Here is a 21,390-nt window from a genome sequence, read left to right as displayed (position 1 = left end):
CCATCATGGCCGGACCAAAACGTTTCAACAAAGACAAGCGCCCCAAGCGCAATACCCAATCCCTGCTGTTCAAGCGCAAGCGCTTTTGCCGCTTTACCGCCGCCGGCGTTGAAGAAATCGACTACAAGGACATCGACACCTTGCGCGATTTCGTCGCCGAAAACGGAAAAATCATCCCCGCTCGCCTGACCGGCACGCGCGCGATTTTCCAGCGCCAGATCAACACCGCCGTCAAGCGCGCTCGCTTCCTCGCGATGCTGCCTTACAGCGACCAGCACCGTAGCCTGTAAGGAGCGCGACCATGCAAATCATTCTGCTCGACAAAGTCGTGAACCTCGGCAACCTCGGCGAAATCGTCAAGGTCAAAGACGGCTATGCACGTAACTTCCTGATCCCTTCGGGCCGCGCACGCCGCGCCACCGAAGCCAACAAGGCCGAATTCGAAGCCAAGCGCGCCGAACTCGAAAAGGCTGCTGCCGCCAAGCTGGCCGAGATGCAAGCCCAGGGCGAAAAGCTCGGCGGCACCACCGTCAAGCTCACGCAAAAAGCCGGTGTTGACGGCCGCCTCTTCGGCTCCGTCACCAACCACGATATTTCGGCCGAGCTGACCAAGCAGGGCTTCCCTGTGCTGAAGTCGCAAATCCGCATGCCTAACGGCCCGCTGAAGACGGTTGGCGATCACCCTGTGACGGTGGCCCTGCACACCGACGTGGCAGTGGATATCACCGTGACCGTGTACGGCGAAACCGCTTAAGCGTTTTCTCCCTCCCGAAAAAGCCGCTCGCCGAGCGGCTTTTTTCATGGCCGGCCGCAGCCGCCGTCTGTGCACAAGTTCCCGGGGCATTTCCACCCGATTTCCCCCGCTTATCCACAGCCTTATCCCGAGGGGTTTTACGCTCCGGGCGTACCATTCACCCTCTCCCAAGGAAACCCATGTCCGCCGTACTTTCCAACTATGACGATCCCGGCTACAGCCCCGATCGCCAGATCGCCCAGCTGCGCATTCCGCCGCACTCCATCGAAGGCGAGTCCAGTGTCCTGGGCGGCCTGCTGCTCGATAACGGCGCCTGGGACCGGGTGGGCGACCTGCTGGTCGACGAGGACTTCTACCGCGCCGAACACAAGCTGATCTATGGCGCCATAGGCGCGCTCATCAACGCCACCAAGCCGGCCGACATCATCACGGTCTATGAATACCTGCAAAACCAGGGAAAGGCCGACGAAGTAGGGGGTCTGAGCTACCTCAACTCGCTCGCGCAATACGTACCCAGCGCCAGCAATATCCGCCGTTACGCGGAAATCGTGCGCGAGCGCTCCATCCTGCGCAAGCTGGTCTCCGCCTCCGACGAAATTGCTACCAACGCCTTCAACCCGCAGGGCAAGGACGTCGCCACCATCCTCGACGAGGCCGAACAGAAAATCTTCAAGATCGGCGAGCAGGGCTCGCGCATGAAGGAAGGCTTCCAGAGCATGGACACGCTGGTCGTGAGCCTGCTGGACCGCGTGACCGAGATGGCCGAGAACCCCCAGGACGTCACCGGCGTTCCCACGGGCTTCAGGGACCTCGACCAGATGACCTCCGGCTTCCAGGCCGGCGACCTGGTCATCCTGGCGGCGCGCCCGTCCATGGGAAAAACCGCGCTGGCCATCAACATCGCCGAACACGTCGCGCTCAATGAAGGCCTGCCCGTGGCCGTGTTCTCCATGGAAATGGGCGCGTCCCAGCTCGCTGTGCGTATCGTTGGCTCCATAGGCCGCATCGACCAGACCCATTTGCGCACCGGCGGCCTCACCGATGAGGAGTGGCCGCGCCTGACCGAAGCGATTGAAAAGCTGCGCACCGTCTCGCTGCACATCGACGAAACGCCCGGCCTCACTGTGAGTGAGCTGCGCGCCAACGCGCGGCGCCTGGCCCGCCAGTGCGGCAAGCTGGGCCTCATCGTGGTCGACTATTTGCAGCTGATGAGCGTCTCCGGCGGCATGGCCGACGAGAACCGCGCCACCGCCGTCGGCGAAATTTCACGCGGCCTGAAGATGCTGGCCAAAGAACTTCAGTGCCCGGTGATCGCGCTGTCGCAGCTCAGCCGCGGCGTCGAGTCCCGCACCGACAAGCGTCCCATGATGAGCGACTTGCGCGAATCCGGCGCCATCGAGCAGGACGCCGACATCATCATGTTCATCTACCGCGACGAGTACTACACCAAGGAAGCCTGCAAGGAGCCCGGCGTTGCCGAGGTCATCATCAGCAAGCAGCGTAACGGCCCCACCGGCACGGTGAAGCTGGCCTTCATCAACCGCATCACCAAGTTCGAAAGCCTGGCACACGGCAGCAGCGGGGATTTTTAAGGCAATCCGGCGGGCACTAGCGCGGTACCCGCATCAGCTGGAATGCGCCTTCTCTTTCGAATCACCGTCACCGGCTCGGTGGCCCGCTCGATTGCCGGGCCGTCCATGGGTCTGCTGGCCGGAAAGTGCGAAATGCTGCCGATGGCGGCGTTGACGTCCTCACGGTTCAGCGCCTGCACCACGGAGCCATTGACCTGCAGGTAGCCGCCGTTGCGCGCAACGGCCAGGAAACCAAATTCCATCCCCCGGTGAACGGTCCCTATCACCCGGTAACGTTCCCCCGGAGGAACGGCCCAGGGCGCCCTCAGTATCTTGTGCAGACGCACCGTCAGGCGCTCATCCATTCCCTCGGTCGTGGTTCCTTGCATTGTTCTCGCCTTCCCTGGAAGACCCTTTGCCGATGGCTCGCTGGGCAATGCGCGCGGCCGTCTTGCGCTGGGTAATTTGGATTGTTCGCGGCTCCAAATGCTGCCCGCCATGATTTGCCGGGCAATTTTTTGGAGACGTTGAACGGTATGCGAGTTCGTTAAAAAGATCGGGATCGATTGTCCGTGCGCGGTAAATCTTTGTCGGATTTATTGAAGACGATCGCATGCACTTCTCAAAGAGGCATGGATGTCTAGCGGCATTGCTGGATGTAGAGATGCTGTCGCCGGCTGAGAGGCGTCTGCCCTTGGCCGCACGGGCCCAAGGCAATCACGCGCAGTTTGGCGCGATCGGCTTTGACGCTCCGGAGAAGGCGAGCGGGTGGTGGGTTTTCCGGTCAACGCCCCTGGACGGCTGTTTGACGGCCGGGGCTGTTAAAGGATCTAGCGCACGCACTCAAACCCGTACTGGCCGTCGGCCGGCTTGCTGATCATGCGCGCATGCTGGCGGCCGCGCTTCTGGCATTCGGCTTCGGCGATGTCGGTGACCTCGAGCGTCTGCGAGGGGCGGCCTTTGACGATGATGAGTTTTTCGCTGGTGCTCAGCAGCTCGGCGGCGCAACCGGAAAGCAGGGCGCTTGCAAGCAGCAGGGAGGACAGCAGGGGCAGTTTGTTCATGACGGTTTCCTTGATGGCTTTAATGTAAATGCTGGCGCCGGCTAGCCCAGGCCCAGCGCCTTGTACACCCGCAACGCCCCGTACGCATCATTGGCCGCATAGACGATCTGCGCTTCCGTGAGCCGTTCGTTGGCCCAGTTGGAGGTCGCCGCTTTTTTGGATTTGAGGAAGCGCTTGTTGAACATCACCGCGACCGCGCCGCGCACGCCCATGTCCTTGCGGTAGCCGCGCTCGCGGAAGACGACGTTCAGGTCCAGCACGCCCTGCAGGTCCGTGCCCAGTTTGCGGATGATGCGGCGCTGGTCGTCGCCCAGGCCGAAGCCGGCCTTGATCACGGCTGGCGAGCTGAGCACCAGGCCCACGGCGCGGCGGCATTCGGCGTCTTCGAGCTGGAAGATCCAGGCTTTGTCGAGCGCCGAGAGCTGCACGATATGCGGGCCTTCGGAGGCCTCATTCTTGGCGAAAGTGGGTTTGGATTCGGTGTCAAAGCCCAGCACCGTGGCGCCGGTCAACTCCTTGAGCGCCTGGGCAGCCTGGGCCGGTGTGGACACGAGCTGGATCTGGTCCATATCCAGCCGCTCGAAGGGCTCGAGCAGGGCAATTTCGTCCTTGTCGGGTGTGGGATGGCGCTCGGTCATAGGCTTCCATGCGGGAGGGGATGGTAAAAAACGGCGGGTGCGAAGGGATAGAGCTTACAGTCCAAGGTAACGCATCACACCGGACCGCCCGCATCCCCCCACACCATGGCAGCAGCACAAAGCATCACCACGGAGCATTACAAGCTCTTTCCGTCGCCGCGCAACCGGCACCGCACGATTTTCCTGCACCAGGTGTTTGTGCCGCATTCCTTCATGCTGATCGACATGGAGAGTTACCCGCTGAAGGGCAAGTACAGCCTGTTCGGCGCCTGCCGGCTGGCCGACATGCGCATGGGGCAACTGGTCACGCTGGAACTTCCCGAAGACGAGGCGACCTTCAAAGCCCAGTTTGTGCCGGACTGACGCTGTGCCCGTGACTTTCGAGTGCTTCATCGAGTACGCCGTCTTCACGGCCTACCGCCTGGGCGCCTACGGATTGCTCAACTGGGCCGACGACCCGGCCCTGCTGGCGATCGTGTTTTGCTAGGGCCTGTTAACAGACCCTAACCCTAACCCTGAAGCTGCCGCGCCAGCAGCACCGCCATGTGAATCGCCTCGCGTTGCGCGCCGTCCTTGATCTGGTGGCGGCAGCTGGTGCCGTCGGCCACCACGATGGCATCGGGCTGCTTGCGCACCGCCGGCAACAGGCTGAGTTCGGCCATCTGCATGGACACCTCGTAGTGCCCGGCCTCATAACCAAAGCTGCCGGCCATGCCGCAGCAGCTTGATTCGATCAGCTCCGGCTGCGCACCCGGGATCAGCTTCAGCACGTCGATGATGGGGCTCACCGCACCGAAGGCCTTCTGGTGGCAGTGGCCGTGCAAAAGGATGGGCTGGGTAGCAGGCTTGAGCCGGCCCTTGAGCATCTCGAGCTTGCCGGTGGCCGCCTCGCGCGCCAGGAATTCTTCCAGTAGCAGCGCATGGCGGCTGATGGTCTGCGCCGCTTCGCCCAGGCCCATCACCAGCATTTCGTCGCGCAGCGTCAGCAGGCAGGAAGGCTCCAGGCCGACGATGGCGATGCCTTGTTCGGCGAAGGGCAGCAGGGCGCCCACCACCTCGCGCGCCTTGGCCTTGGCTTTGTCGACCATGCCGCTGGCAAGGTAGGTGCGGCCGCAGCACAGGCTCTTGCCGTCGGGTGTGGTCTTGGCGGCCACATGCACCGTGTAGCCGGCGGCCTGCAGCACCTTGAGCGCGGCCAGCGCGTTCTCCGATTCAAAATAGCCGTTGAAGGTATCCACAAACAGCACCACCGGCCGCGTGGCGGCCAGCACTTCCTCGCGGCTGGCGGGGTGGATGCGGCCCTGCGGCGCCGCGCCGGGTTCGCCCGAGGCATCGAGGTGCTTCCAGAAGGTGTCGCTGCTCCACTGCGGCAGGCTGCGTCGCGCCGACAGGCCCAGCAGTTTTTCGCTCCAGGCGGCCATGCCCGGGATCTTGTCGCGCAGGTTGAGCAGCGGCGCGAAGCGGCTGGCCCAGTGGGCGTAGTCCGGCAGGTGGGCGACCAGCCGGTCTTTCAGCGTGTAGCCGTGTCTGGCCTTGTAGTGGTGCAAAAACTCCACCTTCATCTTGGCCATGTCCACGCCGGTGGGGCAGTCGCGCTTGCAGCCCTTGCAGCCCACGCACAGGTCCATGGCCTCCTGCACGGCTTCGCTGGTGAAGGCGTCTTCGGCTTTCAAGCCGTCCAGCTGCCCGCTCAGCGCCAGGCGCAGCGTGTTGGCGCGCCCGCGCGTCAGGTGTTTCTCGTCGCGTGTGGCGCGGTAGCTGGGGCACATGGTGCCGGCGTCGAACTTTCGGCAGTGGCCGTTGTTGTTGCACATCTCCACGGCCTTGGCAAAACCCTGGGCCGGGTCGCCGCCCGTGCCGGGCTCGCTGGTCTGCTCGGTCACCGGGTCGTTCTGCACGTTCCAGGCGCTCCAGTCCAGCGCGGTCTTGATGGGGATGACCTTGTAGCTGGGCGGAAAACGCATCAGCCGCGCGTCGTCCATCTTCGGCGGGTTGATGATGCGGTTCGGGCTCAGCAGGTTCAGCGGGTCCAGGTAATTCTTGATCTGCGCGAAGGCCTCGTTGATCTTCGGGCCGAACTGCCACTCGATCCACTCGCCGCGGCACAGGCCGTCGCCATGCTCGCCGCTGTAGGCGCCCTTGTAGTGGCGCACCAGGGCCGAGGCCTCCTCGGCAATCGCCCGCATCTTGGCGCCACCCTCGCGCCGCATGTCCAGGATGGGCCGCACGTGCAGCGTGCCGACGGACGCATGGGCATACCAGGTGCCCTTGCTGCCGTATTTGCGGAACACGTTGGTGAGCGCGTCGGTGTATTCGGCCAGGTGCTCCAGCGGCACGGCGCAGTCTTCGATGAAGCTGACCGGCTTGCCGTCGCCCTTGAGGCTCATCATGATGTTCAGGCCCGCCTTGCGCACTTCCCACAGGTTTTTCTGTGGCGCGTCCTCGACCATCTCGACCACCGAGCCGGGCAGGCCCAGGTCGCCCATCAGCTCGACCAGCTGGCGCATCTTGGGCACGAGTTCGGCTTTGGACTTGCCTGAAAACTCCACCAGCAAAATCGCGTCGGGCCGGCCTATCAGGGCGGTGCGCACCGTGGGCGCGAAGGCCGGGTTCTGCAGCGAGAGTTCGATCATGGTGCGGTCCACCAGCTCGACCGCGCTCAGCGTGCCGTCGCCGCCCAGCTGCACGATGTGCTGGGCCGTGTCCATGGCCTTGTAAAAGGTCGGGAAGTTCACCACGCCCAGCACCTTGGTGCGCGGCAGTTCGGCCAGGCGCAGCTTCAGCGACCGGGTCAGCGCCAGCGTGCCTTCGCTGCCCACCAGCAGGTGCGCCAGGTTGACCGAGCCGTCCCTGGTGTACGGCTTTTCGTTCTGGTTGTTGAAGATGTCCAGGTTGTAGCCGGCCACGCGGCGCAGCACCTTGGGCCAGTGCGCCTGCAGTTCGGGCAGCAACTGGTCGGACAGCGCCTTGACGTAGTCGCCCAGCTCGCGCGCGGCGCCGCCGGCCGTGTCGTAGCGACCGAGCGCCAGCAGGCCGCCGTCGGAACGCCAGGCGGTCGCGCCCAGCACGTTGTGCACCATGTTGCCGTAGGCGATGCTGCGGCTGCCGCAGGAGTTGTTGCCCGCCATGCCGCCCAGCGTGGCCTGTGCGCTGGTCGACACGTCCACCGGGTACCAGAGGCCGTGCTGTTTGAGCGAGGCGTTCAGGTGGTCCAGCACGATGCCGGGCTGGACCTCGGCCGTGCGCTCGCCCAGGTCCACGTCGAGGATGTTTCGCAGGTGTTTGGCATGGTCTATGACCAGGCCCGCGCCCACGGTCTGCCCGCACTGGCTGGTGCCGCCGCCGCGCGGGACGATGGGCACCTGCAGGTCGCGGCAAATGTCCAGCGCAATTTTCACGTCCTCGTCGGTGCGCGGCACAAACACGCCCACCGGCGTGACCTGGTAGATGGACGCGTCGGTGGCGTAGCGCCCGCGGTCCGCCGGCGAGAACAGCACCTCGCCCTGGGTTTCGGCGGCAAGCCGCGCCGCCAGCCGGCCCGCGATTTCATTGCTGACGCGGGCCACGTCGTCGTACGTCTGGGCCGCGGCCTGGCGGGTGATCTTGAGGGGGAGGGGGGCGTTCATCGCGGCTCTTTGGTGTGTGGGGCGGTTGTGGGAATCAGGCCGGGTTCCGGAGGCTGGCCGGCAGAGCTCAGGCTTTGGCTTTGCTTTCAATGCCGGCGGCACGCAACTGCTGCACCACCACATCGCGCTTGTTGCCCAGGTGGCCCAGCAGCACGCGGCGCATCGCGGCCGCGTCGCGCGCCGTCAGGGCTTCAATCATCTGCTCGTGTTCCGTCACGGCCGATTTCCATTTTTCTTCGTCCTGGTTGGAGCGAAAGCGCAGGGCCTGCAGGCGCGCGTTGACCTGTGCGTAGGTAGTGGTCAGCACCGGGTTCTTGGCCGCCGCGTTGATGGCGTTGTGGATCGCGGCATTGAGCCGGTAGTAATTGGGCAAGTCGCGCCGTGTGTAGGCGGCCAACATTTCAAAGTGCATGGCCTTGATCTCGGCCAGTTCGGCGTCGGTGATGCGCTCGGCCGCCAGCTCGCCCGACTGCGCTTCCAGCCCGGCCATCACTTCGAAGGTGTTGAGCACGTCGGCTTCGCTGAGTGCCACGGCGATCGCGCCGCGGTTGGGCAGCAACTCCACCAGGCCTTCGGCGGCCAGCATCTTGATGGCTTCGCGCAAGGGTGTGCGCGAGACGTTGAGCACCTCGCTGAGTTCGCGCTCGTTGAGCTTGGCGCCGGGCAGGATGCGGTTTTCGACCAGCATCTGGCGCAGCCGGTGCGCGACCTGCTCGTGCAGGGCGGCGCGGGGAATCGGGACGATTTGGATGATTTCGGCGGCCATAGGCAAATTTTGTATGCAAAATTTACCCCTGTCAAATCCCTTGTAAGCCTTTGACCTTATTGACAAATGAATTTTGTATGCAAAAAATAGCGAATTACTTCAGGAGCCCTTTGCCATGTTGACGCTTGACTTTCATCCTACGGGACGTCACTTTCTGCAGATTCCCGGCCCGTCGCCGGTGCCGGACCGCATCCTGCGGGCCATGAGCCTGCCCACCATAGACCACCGCGGCCCCGAGTTCGCCGCGCTGGGCCTGAAGGTGCTGGCCGACATCAAGAAAATCTTCCAGACTAAACAACCCGTCATCATTTACCCGGCGTCCGGCACCGGCGCCTGGGAAGCGGCGCTGTCCAACACGCTGAACCCCGGCGACCACGTGCTGATGTACGAAACCGGCCACTTCGCCGCGCTGTGGCAGAAGCTGGCCACGCGCCTGGGCCTGAAGACCGAAGTCATTTCTTATCCCGGCGCCGACGTCTGGCGCCACGGCGTGCAGGCCGCGCTGATTGAAGAGCGCCTGAAGGCCGACACCCAGCACAGCATCAAGGCCCTCTGCGTGGTGCACAACGAAACCTCCACCGGCGTCACCAGCAACATCGCCGCCGTGCGCAAGGCGATCGACGCCGCCAAACACCCGGCGCTGCTGCTGGTCGACACGATCTCGGGACTGGCCTCGGCCGACTACCGCCACGACGAGTGGGGCGTTGACGTCAGCATCAGCGGCTCGCAGAAAGGCCTGATGCTGCCGCCCGGCATCAGCTTCAACGCCGTCTCCGCCAAGGCCATCGAAGCCAGCAAAAAGGCCACGCTGCCCAAGGCTTTCTGGGCCTGGGACGAGATCATCGAGATGAACAAGACCGGCTATTGGCCGTCTACCCCCAACACCAACCTGCTGTACGCGCTCAGCGAGGCCTGCGACATGCTGCTCGAGCACGGCCTGGAAACCGTGTTCGCGCGCCACCAGCGCTGGGCCGTTGGCGTGCGCGCCGCGGTCAAGGCCTGGGGCCTGCAGATCCAGTGCGCCGATGCGTCCGTGTATTCGCCGGTGCTGACCGGCGTGATGACACCCGAAGGCGTGGACGCCGATGCGGTGCGCAAGATCATTTACGAGCGTTTTGATTGCTCGCTGGGCACCGGTCTGGGCAAGGTCAAGGGCCGCATGTTCCGCATCGGCCACCTGGGCGACTGCAACGACCTCACGCTCATGGCCGCCCTGAGCGGCTGCGAGATGGGCCTGAAGCTGGCGGGCGTCAAACTCGCCGGCTCGGGCGTGCAGGCGGCGATGGACCACTTCGCAAGCCATGCGGCCGTGGTGCCGCAGCGCAAGGCGGCCTGAGAGCGGCCTGCGCCCAAAAATTTGCCTCAACTGTCACTTCGCTTTTTTTAATTACCAATCAAAAAGGGAACCCATGCAACGCAGAACGTTTATCAGCGCGACGGCGGCCACGGCCGCCATGGTGGCATCACCCATGCTCAAGGCGCAGACCCTGCCGTCCGGCCCGGTCCGCATCGTCGTGGGTTTTCCGCCCGGCGGCGGCACCGATGCGCTGGCGCGGGTGGTCGGGCAAAAGCTGTCGACCATGTGGAACACCTCGGTGGTGATTGAAAACAAGGGCGGCGCCGCCGGCGTGATCGCGGCCGACTACGTGGCCAAGCAGCCCGGCGACGGCAACACCCTGCTGATGGCGCACATCAACAGCCACGCGCTGGCGCCGGCGCTGGGCCTCAAGCTGGGCTACAACCCCGAGCGCGACTACGTGCCCATCAGCATGGTCGGCGTCACGCCCAACATGCTGATCTGCAACGCCGACCAGCCCGCCAAGACGGTGAAGGACCTGGTCGCGCTGTGCAAGGAAAAACCTGGACAGATCAGCTTCGCCTCGGCCGGCGGCGGCTCGGCCCAGCACTTCGCGCTGGAGATGTTCAAGCTGCAGGCGAAAATTTTTGCGCTGCACATTCCCTACCGCGGTTCCGGCCCGGCGCTGGTCGACCTGATAGGCGGGCAGGTGAACTACTGCTTTGAGACCATGACGTCGGCCACGCCGCACGTCAAAAGCGGCAAGGCCATCGCACTGGCGCAGACGCGCCTGAAGCGCGCCAAGGGCCACCCCAACGTGCCCACCATGGCCGAATCGGGCTTTCCCGGATTCGAAGCCACCGTCTGGTACGGCCTCATGGGTCCCTCCAAAATGCCGCCGGCCATGGTGCAGCGCATGAACGAGGACGTCAACAAGGTGCTGGCCATGCCCGACGTGCAGGAAAAAATGGAGCTGTACGGCGCCGAAGACGGTGGCGGCAGCACCGAAAAATTCGCGTCTTTTATCAAGGCCGAACAAAAGAAGTGGGCGCAGGTGGCGCAGCAAGCCAAGGTCAAGGTTGACGCCTGATACTTGATATCTGCGACTCGGGGACGAAACCGGCCCAGTGCCGGTTTTTTTTATGAACAACAAGTTTTTTCAACAGCAAGGGTAGGGGATCGTTTCATGACAGTTGTGAATTTTTCAAAGGCCGGCCGTCTGCTGGCCGCCGTTTTCCTGTGCGCCGCCGGCGCGGGCGCTTCGGCCGACATCATCCTGGGCCACTCGGGTGACCTCTCGGGCAATACCGCAGCGCTCACCACCGACTACGTGCGCGGCATGAACGCCTACTTTGACGACGTCAACAAAAAGGGCGGCATACGCGGCGAGAAGATCAAGCTCGTCAGCCTGGACGACGGCTTCAACCCCGACAAGACCGCCGAAAACACCAAGGCGCTGATCGACCAGAACGCGGTGGCCCTTGTGGGCTTTCGCGGCACGGCCAACATGCTGAAGATCGTGCCCATCGTCCAGGCGGCCGGCATCGCCCAGATCGGCAACACCAGCGGCGCCAAGTCGCTGCGCGACCCGTTTGTGCCCAACCTGTTCCACGTGCGCGCCAGCACCAGCGACGAGATCGAAGCGGCCGTCAACCACGCCTGGACCATCGGCATCAAGAAGATCGCCGTCGCCTACCAGGACGATGCCTTCGGCAAGGAAGGCCTGGACGCGCTCAATGCCGCCATGCAAAAACGCGGGGCCACGCCGGCCGCCGTGGCCCCCGTGCCGCGCGGCACGGTGGACGTGGCCAAAGCGGTCGACGTGATTGCCGCCGCCCAGCCGCAGGCCGTCATGCTGATCGCCCAGGCCAAGCCCAATGCCGCCTTCATCAAGGCCTACAAAGCCAAGGGCGCGAGCGCGCAGTTCCTGGTGCTCAGCGTGTCCTCGGGCCTGCATGCCGAACTGAAAGAGCCGGCTGCCGGCGTCATCGTCTCGCAGGTCGTGCCTTACCCCTTCACCGAGCTGGGCAACGCCGCCGTGAAGGAATACCAGTCCGTGATCTCCGGTACCGCCGACAAGAAGTTCAGCTACAACAGCATGGAGGGTTTCCTCAATGCCAAGCTGGTGGTGCGCGCGCTGCAGAAAACAGCGGCGCCGATTACCCGTGCGAAGCTCATCGGCACGCTGGAAGGCTTCACCAGTGAAGACCTGGGCGGCTATGCGATCACCTACAGCAAGCAGAGCAATCTGGGCTCGCGCTTCGTGAATCTGACGATGATCCGCGCCGACGGCACCTTCGCCAGGTAAGGGCTTTCGTCAAGCCGCAGGCGGCGGCGTCTTGGGCTCGAAATCGCACCAGGGCGCCACCGCGCACTGCCAGCACAGCGGCTTGCGCGCGATGCACACATAGCGCCCGTGCAGGATCAGCCAGTGGTGCGCGTCCACCAGGTATTCGGCGGGCACGCGCTTGAGCAGGCCCATCTCCACTTCCAGCGGGTTCTTGCCGGGCGCAAGGCCCGTGCGGTTGCTCACGCGGAAGATGTGCGTGTCCACCGCCATCACCGCTTCGCCGAAGGCCGAGTTCAGCACCACATTGGCCGTCTTGCGGCCCACGCCGGGCAGGGCTTCCAGCGCCTCGCGCGTGCGCGGCACCCGGCCGCCGTGCTGTGTCACCAATATCTCGCAGGTCGCCAGCAGGTTTTTGGCCTTGGTTCGGTACAGGCCTATGGTGCGGATGTAAGACTCCAGTCCCTCCCATCCCAGGTCGAGGATGGCCTGCGGTGTGTTGGCCACCGGGTAAAGCTTGCGTGTGGCCTTGTTCACGCTGACGTCGGTGGCCTGCGCGCTCAGCAGCACGGCGGCCAGCAACTCGAACACGCTGGTGTATTCGAGTTCGGTCACCGGCATCGGGTTGGCGGCTTTCAGCGTGGCGAAGAACGGGGCGATGTCTTCTTTTTTCATGCCCCGCAGTGTATAGGCGCACCGGGTGCGCGTCGGGTTCAGGCCGCCATGCGCGGCACGTTCCACACCGAGCTCGGCGGCGCGCCGGCCCGTTGGAGCTGCTCCCGCACCGCCTGCCAGATGGCGGGAAAGTCGTCGGCCTTGGCGATGCTGGCCGCCCTATAGGCCAGGCGCGCCTGACGCGCCATGCCCTGCATGCGCTGCTGTGTTTCGGCATCGGGTGCAATGCCGAGCAAGGTCGGCGTGACGGGCAAGCCTTCGCACGCCGCAACCATGCGGGCCATCAGCGCGTCATCGAATTTGGGAATGCCGCAAAACAGCATCACAAAATGCGGCCAGTCCGGCAGGAAGGCGCGGCGCAGGCCGTGGGCCAGGCCGTTGCGCGCCACGGCAATCATGCGGCAGGGGTGGTTGCCCGCCATGAATTCGACGGATTCGCTGCTGCCGTCCATGTCCTGTTCACCCGCAAAGCGCCGCTTGGCCACGGCACTGCCGTGGCGCCGCGCCAGCCACTCGACCATGCCGAAGGCCTCGTTGCCGGCGGCCGCGCAAATGCCGAGCCGGTGAAAAGCCTCGGGGTCGGCCGGGCCTTGCGCCTGCGGCAGCAGCATGGGCGCGGACAGGCGCCGCAGCACGGAGGAGGGTGCGTACTGCGTGCCTTTTTCAAACTGCTCGCGCAGCGCCATCACGCGCCGGCCGTAGTCCACGGCCGACTCGCCGGACTGCGACATCATCATGGACCAGGGTGTGGGCAGGATGCGCCGGCCCCGGCTGCCGTGCACGGTGTGCGGCGAATGGTGGCGCGGGTCCTGCGTCAGGCGCTGCAGCAGCGCGCGCAGCGCGGGCGCCGGGCCTTCGGCCCAGTGCAAGAACCAGCCGCTCTGGTACAGCAGCACCGCGTGGATGCCGTGTACCGCATTGCGCCGCAGCGAATCCGCGCGTATGTTTTCCATCTGCGCGTAAATGCCTTCCTTCATGTGGCAGATGCTGGCCGTCACCACACGCTCGACTTCGGCCTGTCCAGGGGATGCACCATAGGGCGAGATGCTGTTCACCATGGTGCCATCCTGCGCCAGAAGCAAATTCCACGTCAATCCCCACCCCTGAACGGTGCATGTGGATAGTGGCCAAAAAGCATCTTCGCAAGAGGCAGTAATACTTTCTTGCAAGTTGCAGGCGACCTGCAGAGGCGCGGTTAATGCAGATGGGTAAATGCCGTACGCCAACAAAGATGCGCCTTGCGCGGGTGTTCGCGGATACCGCAAGGGCGCGAACTCCTTTAGCATCGCGGCCATGAACGTTCACACTCTTTTACGTCGGCGGGGCGCTTTTTTTTCCATACTTTTGGCCGCCGCGCTGCTCGCAAGTTGCGCCGCGCCGGACAGCCCGGCAGCCGCTGCGCCGCGCCCCAGGCTGGTGGTCTTCCTCGTCGTCGACGGCCTGCCGCAGCGCCAGGTGCTGGACTACCGCGACCAACTCGCGCCCGACGGCTTCGCGCGTTTCCTGGACCGCGGCGCCTGGTTTTCCAATGCGCATTACGGCCATGCCTTCACCGTCACCGCGGCCGGCCACGCGACCATGCTCACTGGCGCTTATCCGCAGCGCACCGGCATCATCGGCAACGACTGGCGCGACCCGGTCACGGCCGAGCCCGTCTACTGCACCGGCGACACCTCGGCGACTTACATCGGCCACAAGACGGGGACGCTAGACGGCACCAGCCCGAAAAACCTCAAGGCCGAAACCGTCGGCGACGTACTGCGCCGTGTCGACAGCCGCTCCAGGGTGATCGCGATTTCGGGCAAGGACCGCGGCGCCATCCTGCCGGCCGGCAAGAGCGGCATCGCCTACATGTATATGGGCGCGACCGGGCAGTTCGCCTCCAGCACCCACTACATGGCCGCGCACCCGGCCTGGGTCGATAGCTACAACGCGGCCAGGCCGGCAGATAGCTACTTCAGGGCCGAATGGAAGGCTTTGCTGCCTGAAGCCGCTTACGCTCGCTCGGTGCCCGACCAGCAGCCCTGGTACGGCCCCGCGGGCGGCGGCCTGCCGGTGACGTACGGCGCGAAAGACGATGCCGTGCCCGGCCCGCGTTTTTACAGCTCGCTGCTGCGCGGCCCCTTTGTCGATGCGATGTCTCTGGACTTCGCGCGCGCCGCCATCGCCGGCGAGCAACTGGGCCAGGACGACATCCCCGACATCCTCTCGGTCAGCCTGTCGGGCCACGACTATGTGAACCACGCCTTCAGCGCCGAGTCGCGCCTCTCGCACGACCACCTGCTGCAGCTCGACAGAATGCTGCAGGCTTTCTTCCAGGACCTGGACGCGCGCATCGGCAAGGACAACTACCTCGCCGTGCTCACGGCCGACCACGGCTTCATGCCCGCACCTGAATTCAACACCGCCCAGGGCCGCGAGTCCGGCCGCGTCAACAGTAGCCAGGTGCTGGCACGCGTCAACGCCGGGCTGGAAAAGCGTTTTGGCGAAGGCAAGTGGGCGGCGGGATATTCAGGCTCCAGCGTGCTTTTCAACAAGCAGCTCATCGCGCAAAAACAGCAGGATGTGAACGCGCTGGCCGAAGAAACCCGTGCGCTGCTGATGGCCGAGCCCGGCTTTGTGGCCGCCTACACCCGACGGGAGTTGCAAAGCGCAAGCCGCGCCGGCGCGCCGTTCTTCGACCAGATCCGCAAATCCTGGCACCCGGATGTGTCGGGCGACGTGCAGTATTCGCTCAAGCCGGGCTGGATGTTCGGCAACTCCGTCGCCACGCACGGCTCGCCCCATGCGTACGACACGCAGGTGCCCATCCTGGTCTACGGCCCGGCCTGGGTCAAACCCGGCCGCGTCGACACGCGCGTGGAGGTGGTTGACATCGCGCCCACGCTGGCGCAGGTGCTGCGCATCGCGCCACCGTCGTCGGCCGAAGGCAAGCTCTTGCCTTTGCCGGGACTGTAGAAAAAAGAAGCAGGGCGCTCAGCCGCTCTTTTTCGCGGCGCGCTTGCGGGCCGGCGCCATGCCGTCGCCCGACTGGCGTATCGCGGCAATCAATTGCGTCGTGAAGTCCAGCACCAGCGGCGCCAGCGTCTGGCCGTGCAGCGACAGCACTTGCAGCACGCGCTGGCTCAGCTGGGGCTCGGCAAAGGGCACGGCGACCAGCTGGCCCTGGCGTATCAGGTGCGCGGCCGTCAGGTAGCCCGACAGCATGATGTCGCCGCTGCGCACGCTGGGCAGCAAGGCCGACGAAAAATTGCTGACCACCGAGGTTTGGTACTCCAGGCCCTGGATGTTGGCCACCATGTCGAAGAGCTGGCGCCCCGTCATGCCCTTGGCGCTGATGCCCAGCGGGTATTTCACGACGTCGGCCGCCGTCACCACGCGGGCCCGTGCCAGCGGGTGCGTGGGCAGCATCAGGGCGTAGATGGGCGCAGTGGCCGCATGCCGCACCGTCACGCCTTTTTCCGGCGCCACGCTGTACTTGAGCGCCACGTCGGTCTCGCCCTGCAGCAGCAGGCGGCTGACCGCTTCGGGCGAGCCCACGCTCAGCTCGATCAGCGCCTCGGGGTGGCTGCGGCGAAATCCGGTCATGACTTCCGGCATAAAGGCCGTCGCGAAACCCTCGGTGCAGGCCACGCGCACGCGCCGCGCGCTGAAGCCGGCCAGGCCGCGGACTTGCTCCATCACCCGCTCGGCGTCGTCGCTGCCCGCGCGCACATGGGCCATCAGGCGTTCGCCCGCGTCCGTGGGCACCATGCCGCGCGCCCTGCGCTCGAACAGCGCGCAGCCCAGCTGGTCTTCCAGCTTGCCGACCTGGCGGCTCACGGCCGAAGGCGCCACGTGCAGTTGCGCCGCCGCCTGGCTGACCGAACCGGTGCGGGCCACTTCGAGGAAGTGGCGGATCTGTGTGCTGAAAAAAGAGGTTTTCATGCGGGGGCGGGTGGGAATGAGAGGGCGCTCGAGTTTATGGATTGCCATAAAGGCAAAGCTTTGTTGCGATATCTCTCATTGTAGTAAGCCTCGATTCTTCCTACATTTGGTTTCATGACGCGCTCATGACCGCGCGCCCTTTTTAAAAACGGTGAACATGCTGAGATCCGATTGCCTTGATGCCGCCACGGCCTGGTTTGACGAAGGCCATTTTTTCGACGTCCTGCAAAGGCGCGTCGCGCTGCGCACTGAAAGCGACAGCGGCAAACCCAACCCCGCGCTGGGCGATTACCTGAGCGGCGAAATGACCGACTCGCTGCGCGCGCTCGGCTTTTCCTGCAGCGTCATGCCCAATCCCGTCGAGGGCGCCGGCCCTTTCCTGGTCGCGCGGCGCGTGGAAGATGCGGCGCTGCCGACCGTGCTGACCTACGGCCACGGCGACGTGGTCAGCGGCCAGGAAGACCGCTGGCGCGAAGGGCTGCAGCCCTGGGAGCTGGTTCGCGAAGGCGAGCGCTGGTATGGCCGCGGCACCGCCGATAACAAGGGCCAGCACACCGTCAACCTCGGCGCGCTGGCCAGCGTGATCAAGGCGCGCGGCGGGCGCCTGGGCTACAACGCCACGCTGCTGCTCGAGATGGGCGAGGAGGCCGCCTCGCCCGGCCTGCACGCGTTTTGCGAAAGCCAGCGCGCGCAGCTCAGGGCCGACCTGCTGATCGCCTGCGACGGCCCGCGCGTGCATGCCGACAAACCCACGCTGTTCCTGGGTTCGCGCGGCGCGGTCAATTTCAGCCTGCGCCTGCGCGCGCGGGACAAGGCCTACCACTCCGGCAACTGGGGCGGCGCCTTGCTCAACCCGGCCAGCGTGCTGGCCGGCGCCGTGGCCTCGCTGGTCGATGCGCGCGGCCGCATCCTGGTGTCGGCCCTCAAGCCGCGCGCGCTGCCCCCATCGGTGCGCCGCGCGCTGGCCGGTGTGGACATAGGCGGCGGCGAAGACGACCCGCTGCCCGATCCCCACTGGGGCGAACCCGGCCTCAGCACGGCCGAACGCCTGATGGGCTGGAACACCATCGAAGTGCTGGCGCTGGGCGCCGGCTCGCCGCAGCGCCCCGTCAATGCGATTCCCGGCGAGGCCGTGGCCCATTGCCAGCTGCGCTTTGTGGTCGGCACGCCCTACCAGGACCTCGCGGGCATCCTGCGCAAGCACCTGGACCGCTGCGGTTTCAACCGCGTCGAGATCGAGATCACGCTCACCGGCGCGGCCACGCGCCTGGACCTGGACCATCCCTGGGTGGGCTGGGCGCAGCGCTCCATCGCGCTGAGCAGCGGCAAGCCGGTCGTCACCCTGCCCAACCTGGCCGGCTCGCTGCCCAACGACGTGTTCGCCGACCTGCTGGGCCTGCCCACGCTGTGGGTGCCGCACTCCTACCCGGCCTGCGCGCAACACGCGCCCGACGAACACCTGCTGGCGCCTGTGGCGCGCGAGGGCCTGCGCATCATGGCCGGCCTCTACTGGGACCTGGGCGAGCCCGCCGGGCTGCCCTGGCATGCCGCGCCGGCCGCCGCCTGAGTTTGTTTTTTCTGATTACCCCCTCACTGGAGATACCGATGCCTTCCACTTCATGCCGGTCCCTGCTTCAGGCCGCCCTCCTGGTCGCCGCCTGTTCCGCCCTCGTGCTTCCCGGCCTGTCGCAAGCGCAGGCACAGGCCTGGCCCTCCAGGCCGATAAAGTTGGTCGTTCCCTTCCCGCCGGGCGGCGGCACCGACGTCGCGGCCCGCATCATCGGCGAGCGGCTCAGCGCCCGCCTGGGCCAGCCCGTGATCATCGACAACAAGCCCGGCGCCTCCACCGCCATCGGCGTGGTCATGGTCAGCGCGGCAGAGCCCGACGGCTACACGCTGCTGTTCTCCGGCTCCAGCAGCTATACCGTCAACCCCGCGGTGCGCAGCAAGCTGGGCTACGACCCCTTCAAGCAGCTCTCGCCCATTGCCATGGTCGCGCGCACGCCGCTGGTGGTGGTGACCTCGGCCGCCGGTCCCTACAAAACCCTCAAGGACTTGGTGGCCAAAGCCAAGGCCGAGCCGGGCACCGTGACCTATGCCACCTTCGGCACCGGCTCTGCGCCGCACCTGGCCGGCGAGATGCTGGCCAATGCCACCGGGGTGAAGTTTTCCGCCATTCCCTATAAAGGCAGCGCCGAGGCCGACATCGGCGTGGTGCGCGCGGACGTCAGCATGGGCATAGATACCCTGGCAGCTGTCAATCCCCTGGTGCAATCGGGCAAGCTGCGCGCCCTGGCGGTCATCAGCGAAAAGCGCTCCGTCCAGATTCCCACCGTGCCCGCTTACGGCGAACTGCAGTTGTCGCCGGCCCTGCTGGACGGCTGGTACGCGGTCGCCGCGCCGGCGGGCATTTCACCGGCCGTGCGCGACCAGCTGTTGCAGGCGTTGACGGCCGTGATGGCCGACCCGGCGGTGGGCAAGAAGCTGCAGCAGCAGTCCCTGGAGCCGGTCTTCCTGGGCCCGCAGGCGCTGCGCAATGTGATGGATTCGGAGATCGCGCGTTATCGCGCGACGGTGGTGCGCGCCAACATCCGGATCGACTGAAGCTGGGCATGGCCATCACCGCCATGGGTGCCGCGCACCGCGGTGCAGGCCTATAGCGTCTTGACCGGCACGCACAGCCAGCAGCTGAAGTTTCCCGTTTTCGGGTCCATCACAAAGTCTTCTTCGTACAGTTCCAGCGCCGGTTTGTTGTCCGGCTGGTAGCCGCTTTGCGGCAGCCACTCGGCGAACATGTGCGTCCAGGCTTCATGCACCTCGTTGCCCGGCTTGCCGGTGAAGCGGCCGCAGGCATAGCGCCCGCCGCCGAAGTTCTGCACGCCTGTCATGTGGTCCACCACGCGGTTGATGGGGGCGATGTAGGCGCGGCGCGCCGCGTGCAGGGACTGCGTATCCGTCATGGCAGTTCGTCCATGAACTTTTCCGCCTGCGCCAGCATGCCGCGGCGTATGGCGGTAAACACCGGCTCGGGGAAATCCGGCGGCAATTGCGCCGCCGCGCGCTCCAGCGCATCCGGCACCTGCAGCACCAGCGCCACCATCTGGTCGAAGGCGCCCGGCACGCCGCTTTGCCGCGCCAGGGCTTCCCAGTGGCGGGTGTGGATTTCATGCAGGTGGTAGTGCGCGTTTTTGCCGCGCAAGGCCATGGCCAGCTTCGCGCGGCGCGGGCTGACCTGGTTCGGCCCGCTGCCGATGATGGGCCAGGCGGACAGCACGTCGTACAGCGGCGTCATGCGAAAGCCGCCGCCGCGCTCCAGGAAGATGGAGAAGTTTTTGGCATGGCCGTCGGTCGCGGCCATGATCCAGAAGGCGAGTTGTACCCGCACAAAATGCAGGACATCCGCTGGGGCGTTGCTTCCGCCCTGCAGCAGGCCCAGGCCCGCGCGAATGCCGGGGCCGCCGTCGCTTTCATACTTCAGGTCCCCGGGCGTCCCGGTGGCCTGGCCGAAATCCTCTTGCGGCAGGCGGGCGATCCACTTTCCGCCCTCCATCCAGCGCCTGTCGAAGCGTTCCACGATCAGCACTTTGCGTTCGCCAAAGCGCCCCATCTCCGTGGGCGCGACCTCGAACCCCAGTTCGCCCAGCAGGGTGGCGCACAGCCACTCGTTTTCCACCGAGTCCGACATGTCGGCGCGCATGTTGCCCACCAGGCCCAAGGGCAACTTGAAGATGTGCGTGGTGGGCGTGGCGCCCGAAGGCAGGTGCCAGCGCTGGCCGGCGCGCAGCAAAGCCGTTTTTTCCTGCGCGCCGGCAATGGAGATGCGAAAGTCGTCCGCGAGCGAGGCGCCTCCCGCGCCATCCCCGGTCACGTCGCCCAGCAGCGTCTCCACCTGGCTGTCAGTCAGCGGCGTGCTGTCGATACGGTCGTTTGGCGGTGGTTGCTGGCCATGCGGCATCAGTTGCAGCGCACCCACGCAATCCCGGCCGACAGCGGCAAGAAGGTCGGCCGCGCGGATGGAAGACGTGCCGAAGCGCCGCCGCAGCCGTTCGCGTATGCGGCTGCTGTCGGGCAGCAGGTTGTCAAAGTAGTGTTCCACCTTGGCGCCCATCACATCGCCGCCCCCGGCCGGCATGGGCAGCGAGACCGACAGCGGCCTTGCATGGGGTGAACGCGGCCAGCTTTCGTCATAACGAAAGCCCGGCGTTCCGGTCCGCGTCCAGAACCATACGCCCACGTGCTGGCCGTTCATCCACACGTCAAGATCAGCGAATGCCATACGCCACCCTTACAACCGTTTTATCGTGGTGTTCTGCAAACTTATTTACCCGGCTACCAGTCGGCCGGAGGGCTGTTCGCGGCCGGTGGGGGCGACGCACCGGCATCGGTATCGGCATATCGCCGCATATCCGCCAGCAGCAGGCGAGCGTCCAGCGCGTGCAGCACCTGAAGCAACTGGTCAAGGCTGACCGCGCCCGGGTTTTTTTCGATATCAGCCATGCGGACCTGCTTGACCCCTATGCGTTCGCCCAGCGCGGTCTGGGTCAGCCCGCGCGCCTTGCGCAGTGATTTCAAGTGGACCGACAGCTGTGCCGAAGCCTGGAGAGGGAAGGTTTGAAGCGTACTCATGGATACCGCCTTGGAGTGATATTTGCACAATATCGTTTTTATACAATATTGTCAATTTATCGTTAAAAGGCGATTTAGTCTTTCGGCAAAGACGTGTCCAGGCGGCCAGCGTTACCATTCAGGCGAAACATTTTTCTTCAGCTCCAGCCAAAGACACCC

The 21,390-nt window shown here is 65.2% G+C and carries 21 protein-coding genes; 10 read left to right on the top strand and 11 right to left on the bottom strand.

Features of this window, described 5'->3' with window-relative positions; translation table 11 throughout:
- Positions 1 to 5: 5 nt before the first annotated feature.
- The 3 genes from rpsR (at position 6) to dnaB (ending at position 2,346) form a co-directional block, all read left to right on the top strand.
- The gene (gene rpsR / locus ACLV8F_RS07295) at positions 6 to 290 is read left to right on the top strand and encodes a 30S ribosomal protein S18 (RefSeq protein ID WP_011483947.1); all 285 of its coding nucleotides are present in this window, start codon (positions 6 to 8) and stop codon (positions 288 to 290) included.
- An 11-nt stretch (positions 291 to 301) separates the two neighbouring features.
- Entirely contained in the window at positions 302 to 754 is a 453-nt protein-coding gene (rplI, locus tag ACLV8F_RS07290; RefSeq protein ID WP_411883572.1) for a 50S ribosomal protein L9, read from the top strand.
- A gap of 179 nt (positions 755 to 933) precedes the next feature.
- Complete coding sequence (dnaB, locus tag ACLV8F_RS07285) at positions 934 to 2,346, top strand: replicative DNA helicase (protein WP_411883571.1); 1,413 nt, start codon at positions 934 to 936, stop codon at positions 2,344 to 2,346.
- On the opposite strand, the gene ACLV8F_RS07280 is transcribed toward dnaB, so the two are convergent.
- From ACLV8F_RS07280 to ACLV8F_RS07270, 3 genes are all read right to left on the bottom strand, one after another.
- Positions 2,343 to 2,714: a hypothetical protein gene (locus ACLV8F_RS07280; RefSeq protein WP_411883570.1), complete on the bottom strand. Its 372-nt coding sequence runs from the start codon at positions 2,712 to 2,714 to the stop codon at positions 2,343 to 2,345. The two genes, dnaB and ACLV8F_RS07280, sit on opposite strands and share 4 nt — an antisense overlap.
- 441 nt (positions 2,715 to 3,155) lie before the next feature.
- Positions 3,156 to 3,389: a hypothetical protein gene (locus tag ACLV8F_RS07275; RefSeq protein ID WP_411883569.1), complete on the bottom strand. Its 234-nt coding sequence runs from the start codon at positions 3,387 to 3,389 to the stop codon at positions 3,156 to 3,158.
- A gap of 41 nt (positions 3,390 to 3,430) precedes the next feature.
- Positions 3,431 to 4,027 carry a 3'-5' exonuclease gene (locus ACLV8F_RS07270; protein WP_411883568.1) on the bottom strand — a complete coding sequence of 199 codons (597 nt, stop codon included), beginning with the start codon at positions 4,025 to 4,027 and terminating at the stop codon, positions 3,431 to 3,433.
- 105 nt (positions 4,028 to 4,132) lie between these two features.
- On the opposite strand from ACLV8F_RS07270, the gene ACLV8F_RS07265 reads away from it, so the two are divergent.
- A complete protein-coding gene (locus ACLV8F_RS07265) occupies positions 4,133 to 4,390 on the top strand; it encodes a hypothetical protein (RefSeq protein ID WP_411883567.1) in 258 nt (85 codons plus the stop codon).
- A gap of 146 nt (positions 4,391 to 4,536) precedes the next feature.
- Here ACLV8F_RS07265 and ACLV8F_RS07260 read toward each other — a convergent pair whose 3' ends face one another.
- Both ACLV8F_RS07260 and ACLV8F_RS07255 read right to left on the bottom strand, forming a co-directional pair.
- Complete coding sequence (locus ACLV8F_RS07260) at positions 4,537 to 7,653, bottom strand: FAD-binding and (Fe-S)-binding domain-containing protein (RefSeq protein ID WP_411883566.1); 3,117 nt, start codon at positions 7,651 to 7,653, stop codon at positions 4,537 to 4,539.
- 67 nt (positions 7,654 to 7,720) lie between these two features.
- Entirely contained in the window at positions 7,721 to 8,419 is a 699-nt protein-coding gene (locus ACLV8F_RS07255; protein WP_411883565.1) for a GntR family transcriptional regulator, read from the bottom strand.
- 115 nt (positions 8,420 to 8,534) lie between these two features.
- On the opposite strand from ACLV8F_RS07255, the gene ACLV8F_RS07250 reads away from it, so the two are divergent.
- From ACLV8F_RS07250 to ACLV8F_RS07240, 3 genes are all read left to right on the top strand, one after another.
- Complete coding sequence (locus ACLV8F_RS07250; RefSeq protein WP_411883564.1) at positions 8,535 to 9,755, top strand: pyridoxal-phosphate-dependent aminotransferase family protein; 1,221 nt, start codon at positions 8,535 to 8,537, stop codon at positions 9,753 to 9,755.
- 73 nt (positions 9,756 to 9,828) lie between these two features.
- On the top strand, positions 9,829 to 10,806 hold the full coding sequence (locus tag ACLV8F_RS07245) for a Bug family tripartite tricarboxylate transporter substrate binding protein (protein WP_411883563.1): 978 nt from the start codon (positions 9,829 to 9,831) through the stop codon (positions 10,804 to 10,806).
- 105 nt (positions 10,807 to 10,911) lie between these two features.
- Entirely contained in the window at positions 10,912 to 12,024 is a 1,113-nt protein-coding gene (locus ACLV8F_RS07240; protein WP_411883562.1) for an ABC transporter substrate-binding protein, read from the top strand.
- Positions 12,025 to 12,033: 9 nt separating this feature from the next.
- On the opposite strand, the gene nth is transcribed toward ACLV8F_RS07240, so the two are convergent.
- A complete protein-coding gene (nth, locus tag ACLV8F_RS07235; RefSeq protein WP_411883561.1) occupies positions 12,034 to 12,678 on the bottom strand; it encodes an endonuclease III in 645 nt (214 codons plus the stop codon).
- A 38-nt stretch (positions 12,679 to 12,716) separates the two neighbouring features.
- The gene (locus tag ACLV8F_RS07230) at positions 12,717 to 13,736 is read right to left on the bottom strand and encodes a BLUF domain-containing protein (RefSeq protein ID WP_411883560.1); all 1,020 of its coding nucleotides are present in this window, start codon (positions 13,734 to 13,736) and stop codon (positions 12,717 to 12,719) included.
- Between the two features lie 286 nt (positions 13,737 to 14,022).
- Between ACLV8F_RS07230 and ACLV8F_RS07225 the strand changes: the two genes are divergently transcribed.
- Entirely contained in the window at positions 14,023 to 15,636 is a 1,614-nt protein-coding gene (locus ACLV8F_RS07225) for an alkaline phosphatase family protein (RefSeq protein ID WP_411883559.1), read from the top strand.
- A gap of 18 nt (positions 15,637 to 15,654) precedes the next feature.
- Here ACLV8F_RS07225 and ACLV8F_RS07220 read toward each other — a convergent pair whose 3' ends face one another.
- On the bottom strand, positions 15,655 to 16,605 hold the full coding sequence (locus ACLV8F_RS07220) for a LysR family transcriptional regulator (protein ID WP_411883558.1): 951 nt from the start codon (positions 16,603 to 16,605) through the stop codon (positions 15,655 to 15,657).
- A 157-nt stretch (positions 16,606 to 16,762) separates the two neighbouring features.
- On the opposite strand from ACLV8F_RS07220, the gene ACLV8F_RS07215 reads away from it, so the two are divergent.
- The gene (locus tag ACLV8F_RS07215; RefSeq protein WP_411883557.1) at positions 16,763 to 18,172 is read left to right on the top strand and encodes a M20 family metallopeptidase; all 1,410 of its coding nucleotides are present in this window, start codon (positions 16,763 to 16,765) and stop codon (positions 18,170 to 18,172) included.
- 38 nt (positions 18,173 to 18,210) lie between these two features.
- A complete protein-coding gene (locus ACLV8F_RS07210; protein ID WP_411883556.1) occupies positions 18,211 to 19,209 on the top strand; it encodes a Bug family tripartite tricarboxylate transporter substrate binding protein in 999 nt (332 codons plus the stop codon).
- 50 nt (positions 19,210 to 19,259) lie between these two features.
- Here the strand turns inward: ACLV8F_RS07210 and ACLV8F_RS07205 are convergent, their stop codons facing one another.
- From ACLV8F_RS07205 to ACLV8F_RS07195, 3 genes are read right to left on the bottom strand one after another with little or no spacing between them, the layout of a single operon-like run.
- On the bottom strand, positions 19,260 to 19,565 hold the full coding sequence (locus ACLV8F_RS07205; protein ID WP_411883555.1) for a GyrI-like domain-containing protein: 306 nt from the start codon (positions 19,563 to 19,565) through the stop codon (positions 19,260 to 19,262).
- Entirely contained in the window at positions 19,562 to 20,881 is a 1,320-nt protein-coding gene (locus ACLV8F_RS07200; RefSeq protein WP_411883554.1) for a type II toxin-antitoxin system HipA family toxin, read from the bottom strand. The genes ACLV8F_RS07205 and ACLV8F_RS07200 overlap by 4 nt, the downstream gene beginning before the upstream one ends.
- A 53-nt stretch (positions 20,882 to 20,934) precedes the next feature.
- Positions 20,935 to 21,231, bottom strand: coding sequence for a helix-turn-helix domain-containing protein (locus tag ACLV8F_RS07195; protein WP_411883553.1), 297 nt, complete (start codon positions 21,229 to 21,231; stop codon positions 20,935 to 20,937).
- Between the last annotated feature and the right edge of the window lie 159 nt (positions 21,232 to 21,390).

This window comes from Polaromonas sp. YR568 (assembly GCF_943369675.1).
Taxonomy (GTDB): Bacteria; Pseudomonadota; Gammaproteobacteria; order Burkholderiales; family Burkholderiaceae_C; genus Polaromonas.
The sequence above is the reverse complement of the archived record's forward strand: the minus strand, read 5'-3'. Positions and strand labels throughout refer to the sequence as shown.

Excerpts from the sequence above, each read along its gene's own strand:
- rpsR (WP_011483947.1), top strand. The coding sequence starts at position 6 with ATGGCCGGACCAAAACGTTTCAACAAAGACAAGCGCCCCAAGCGCAAT.
- rplI (WP_411883572.1), top strand. The coding sequence starts at position 302 with ATGCAAATCATTCTGCTCGACAAAGTCGTGAACCTCGGCAACCTCGGC.
- dnaB (WP_411883571.1), top strand. The coding sequence starts at position 934 with ATGTCCGCCGTACTTTCCAACTATGACGATCCCGGCTACAGCCCCGAT.
- ACLV8F_RS07280 (WP_411883570.1), bottom strand. The coding sequence starts at position 2,714 with ATGCAAGGAACCACGACCGAGGGAATGGATGAGCGCCTGACGGTGCGT.
- ACLV8F_RS07275 (WP_411883569.1), bottom strand. The coding sequence starts at position 3,389 with ATGAACAAACTGCCCCTGCTGTCCTCCCTGCTGCTTGCAAGCGCCCTG.
- ACLV8F_RS07270 (WP_411883568.1), bottom strand. The coding sequence starts at position 4,027 with ATGACCGAGCGCCATCCCACACCCGACAAGGACGAAATTGCCCTGCTC.
- ACLV8F_RS07265 (WP_411883567.1), top strand. The coding sequence starts at position 4,133 with ATGGCAGCAGCACAAAGCATCACCACGGAGCATTACAAGCTCTTTCCG.
- ACLV8F_RS07260 (WP_411883566.1), bottom strand. The coding sequence starts at position 7,653 with ATGAACGCCCCCCTCCCCCTCAAGATCACCCGCCAGGCCGCGGCCCAG.
- ACLV8F_RS07255 (WP_411883565.1), bottom strand. The coding sequence starts at position 8,419 with ATGGCCGCCGAAATCATCCAAATCGTCCCGATTCCCCGCGCCGCCCTG.
- ACLV8F_RS07250 (WP_411883564.1), top strand. The coding sequence starts at position 8,535 with ATGTTGACGCTTGACTTTCATCCTACGGGACGTCACTTTCTGCAGATT.
- ACLV8F_RS07245 (WP_411883563.1), top strand. The coding sequence starts at position 9,829 with ATGCAACGCAGAACGTTTATCAGCGCGACGGCGGCCACGGCCGCCATG.
- nth (WP_411883561.1), bottom strand. The coding sequence starts at position 12,678 with ATGAAAAAAGAAGACATCGCCCCGTTCTTCGCCACGCTGAAAGCCGCC.
- ACLV8F_RS07230 (WP_411883560.1), bottom strand. The coding sequence starts at position 13,736 with ATGGTGAACAGCATCTCGCCCTATGGTGCATCCCCTGGACAGGCCGAA.
- ACLV8F_RS07220 (WP_411883558.1), bottom strand. The coding sequence starts at position 16,605 with ATGAAAACCTCTTTTTTCAGCACACAGATCCGCCACTTCCTCGAAGTG.
- ACLV8F_RS07215 (WP_411883557.1), top strand. The coding sequence starts at position 16,763 with ATGCTGAGATCCGATTGCCTTGATGCCGCCACGGCCTGGTTTGACGAA.
- ACLV8F_RS07210 (WP_411883556.1), top strand. The coding sequence starts at position 18,211 with ATGCCTTCCACTTCATGCCGGTCCCTGCTTCAGGCCGCCCTCCTGGTC.
- ACLV8F_RS07205 (WP_411883555.1), bottom strand. The coding sequence starts at position 19,565 with ATGACGGATACGCAGTCCCTGCACGCGGCGCGCCGCGCCTACATCGCC.
- ACLV8F_RS07200 (WP_411883554.1), bottom strand. The coding sequence starts at position 20,881 with ATGGCATTCGCTGATCTTGACGTGTGGATGAACGGCCAGCACGTGGGC.
- ACLV8F_RS07195 (WP_411883553.1), bottom strand. The coding sequence starts at position 21,231 with ATGAGTACGCTTCAAACCTTCCCTCTCCAGGCTTCGGCACAGCTGTCG.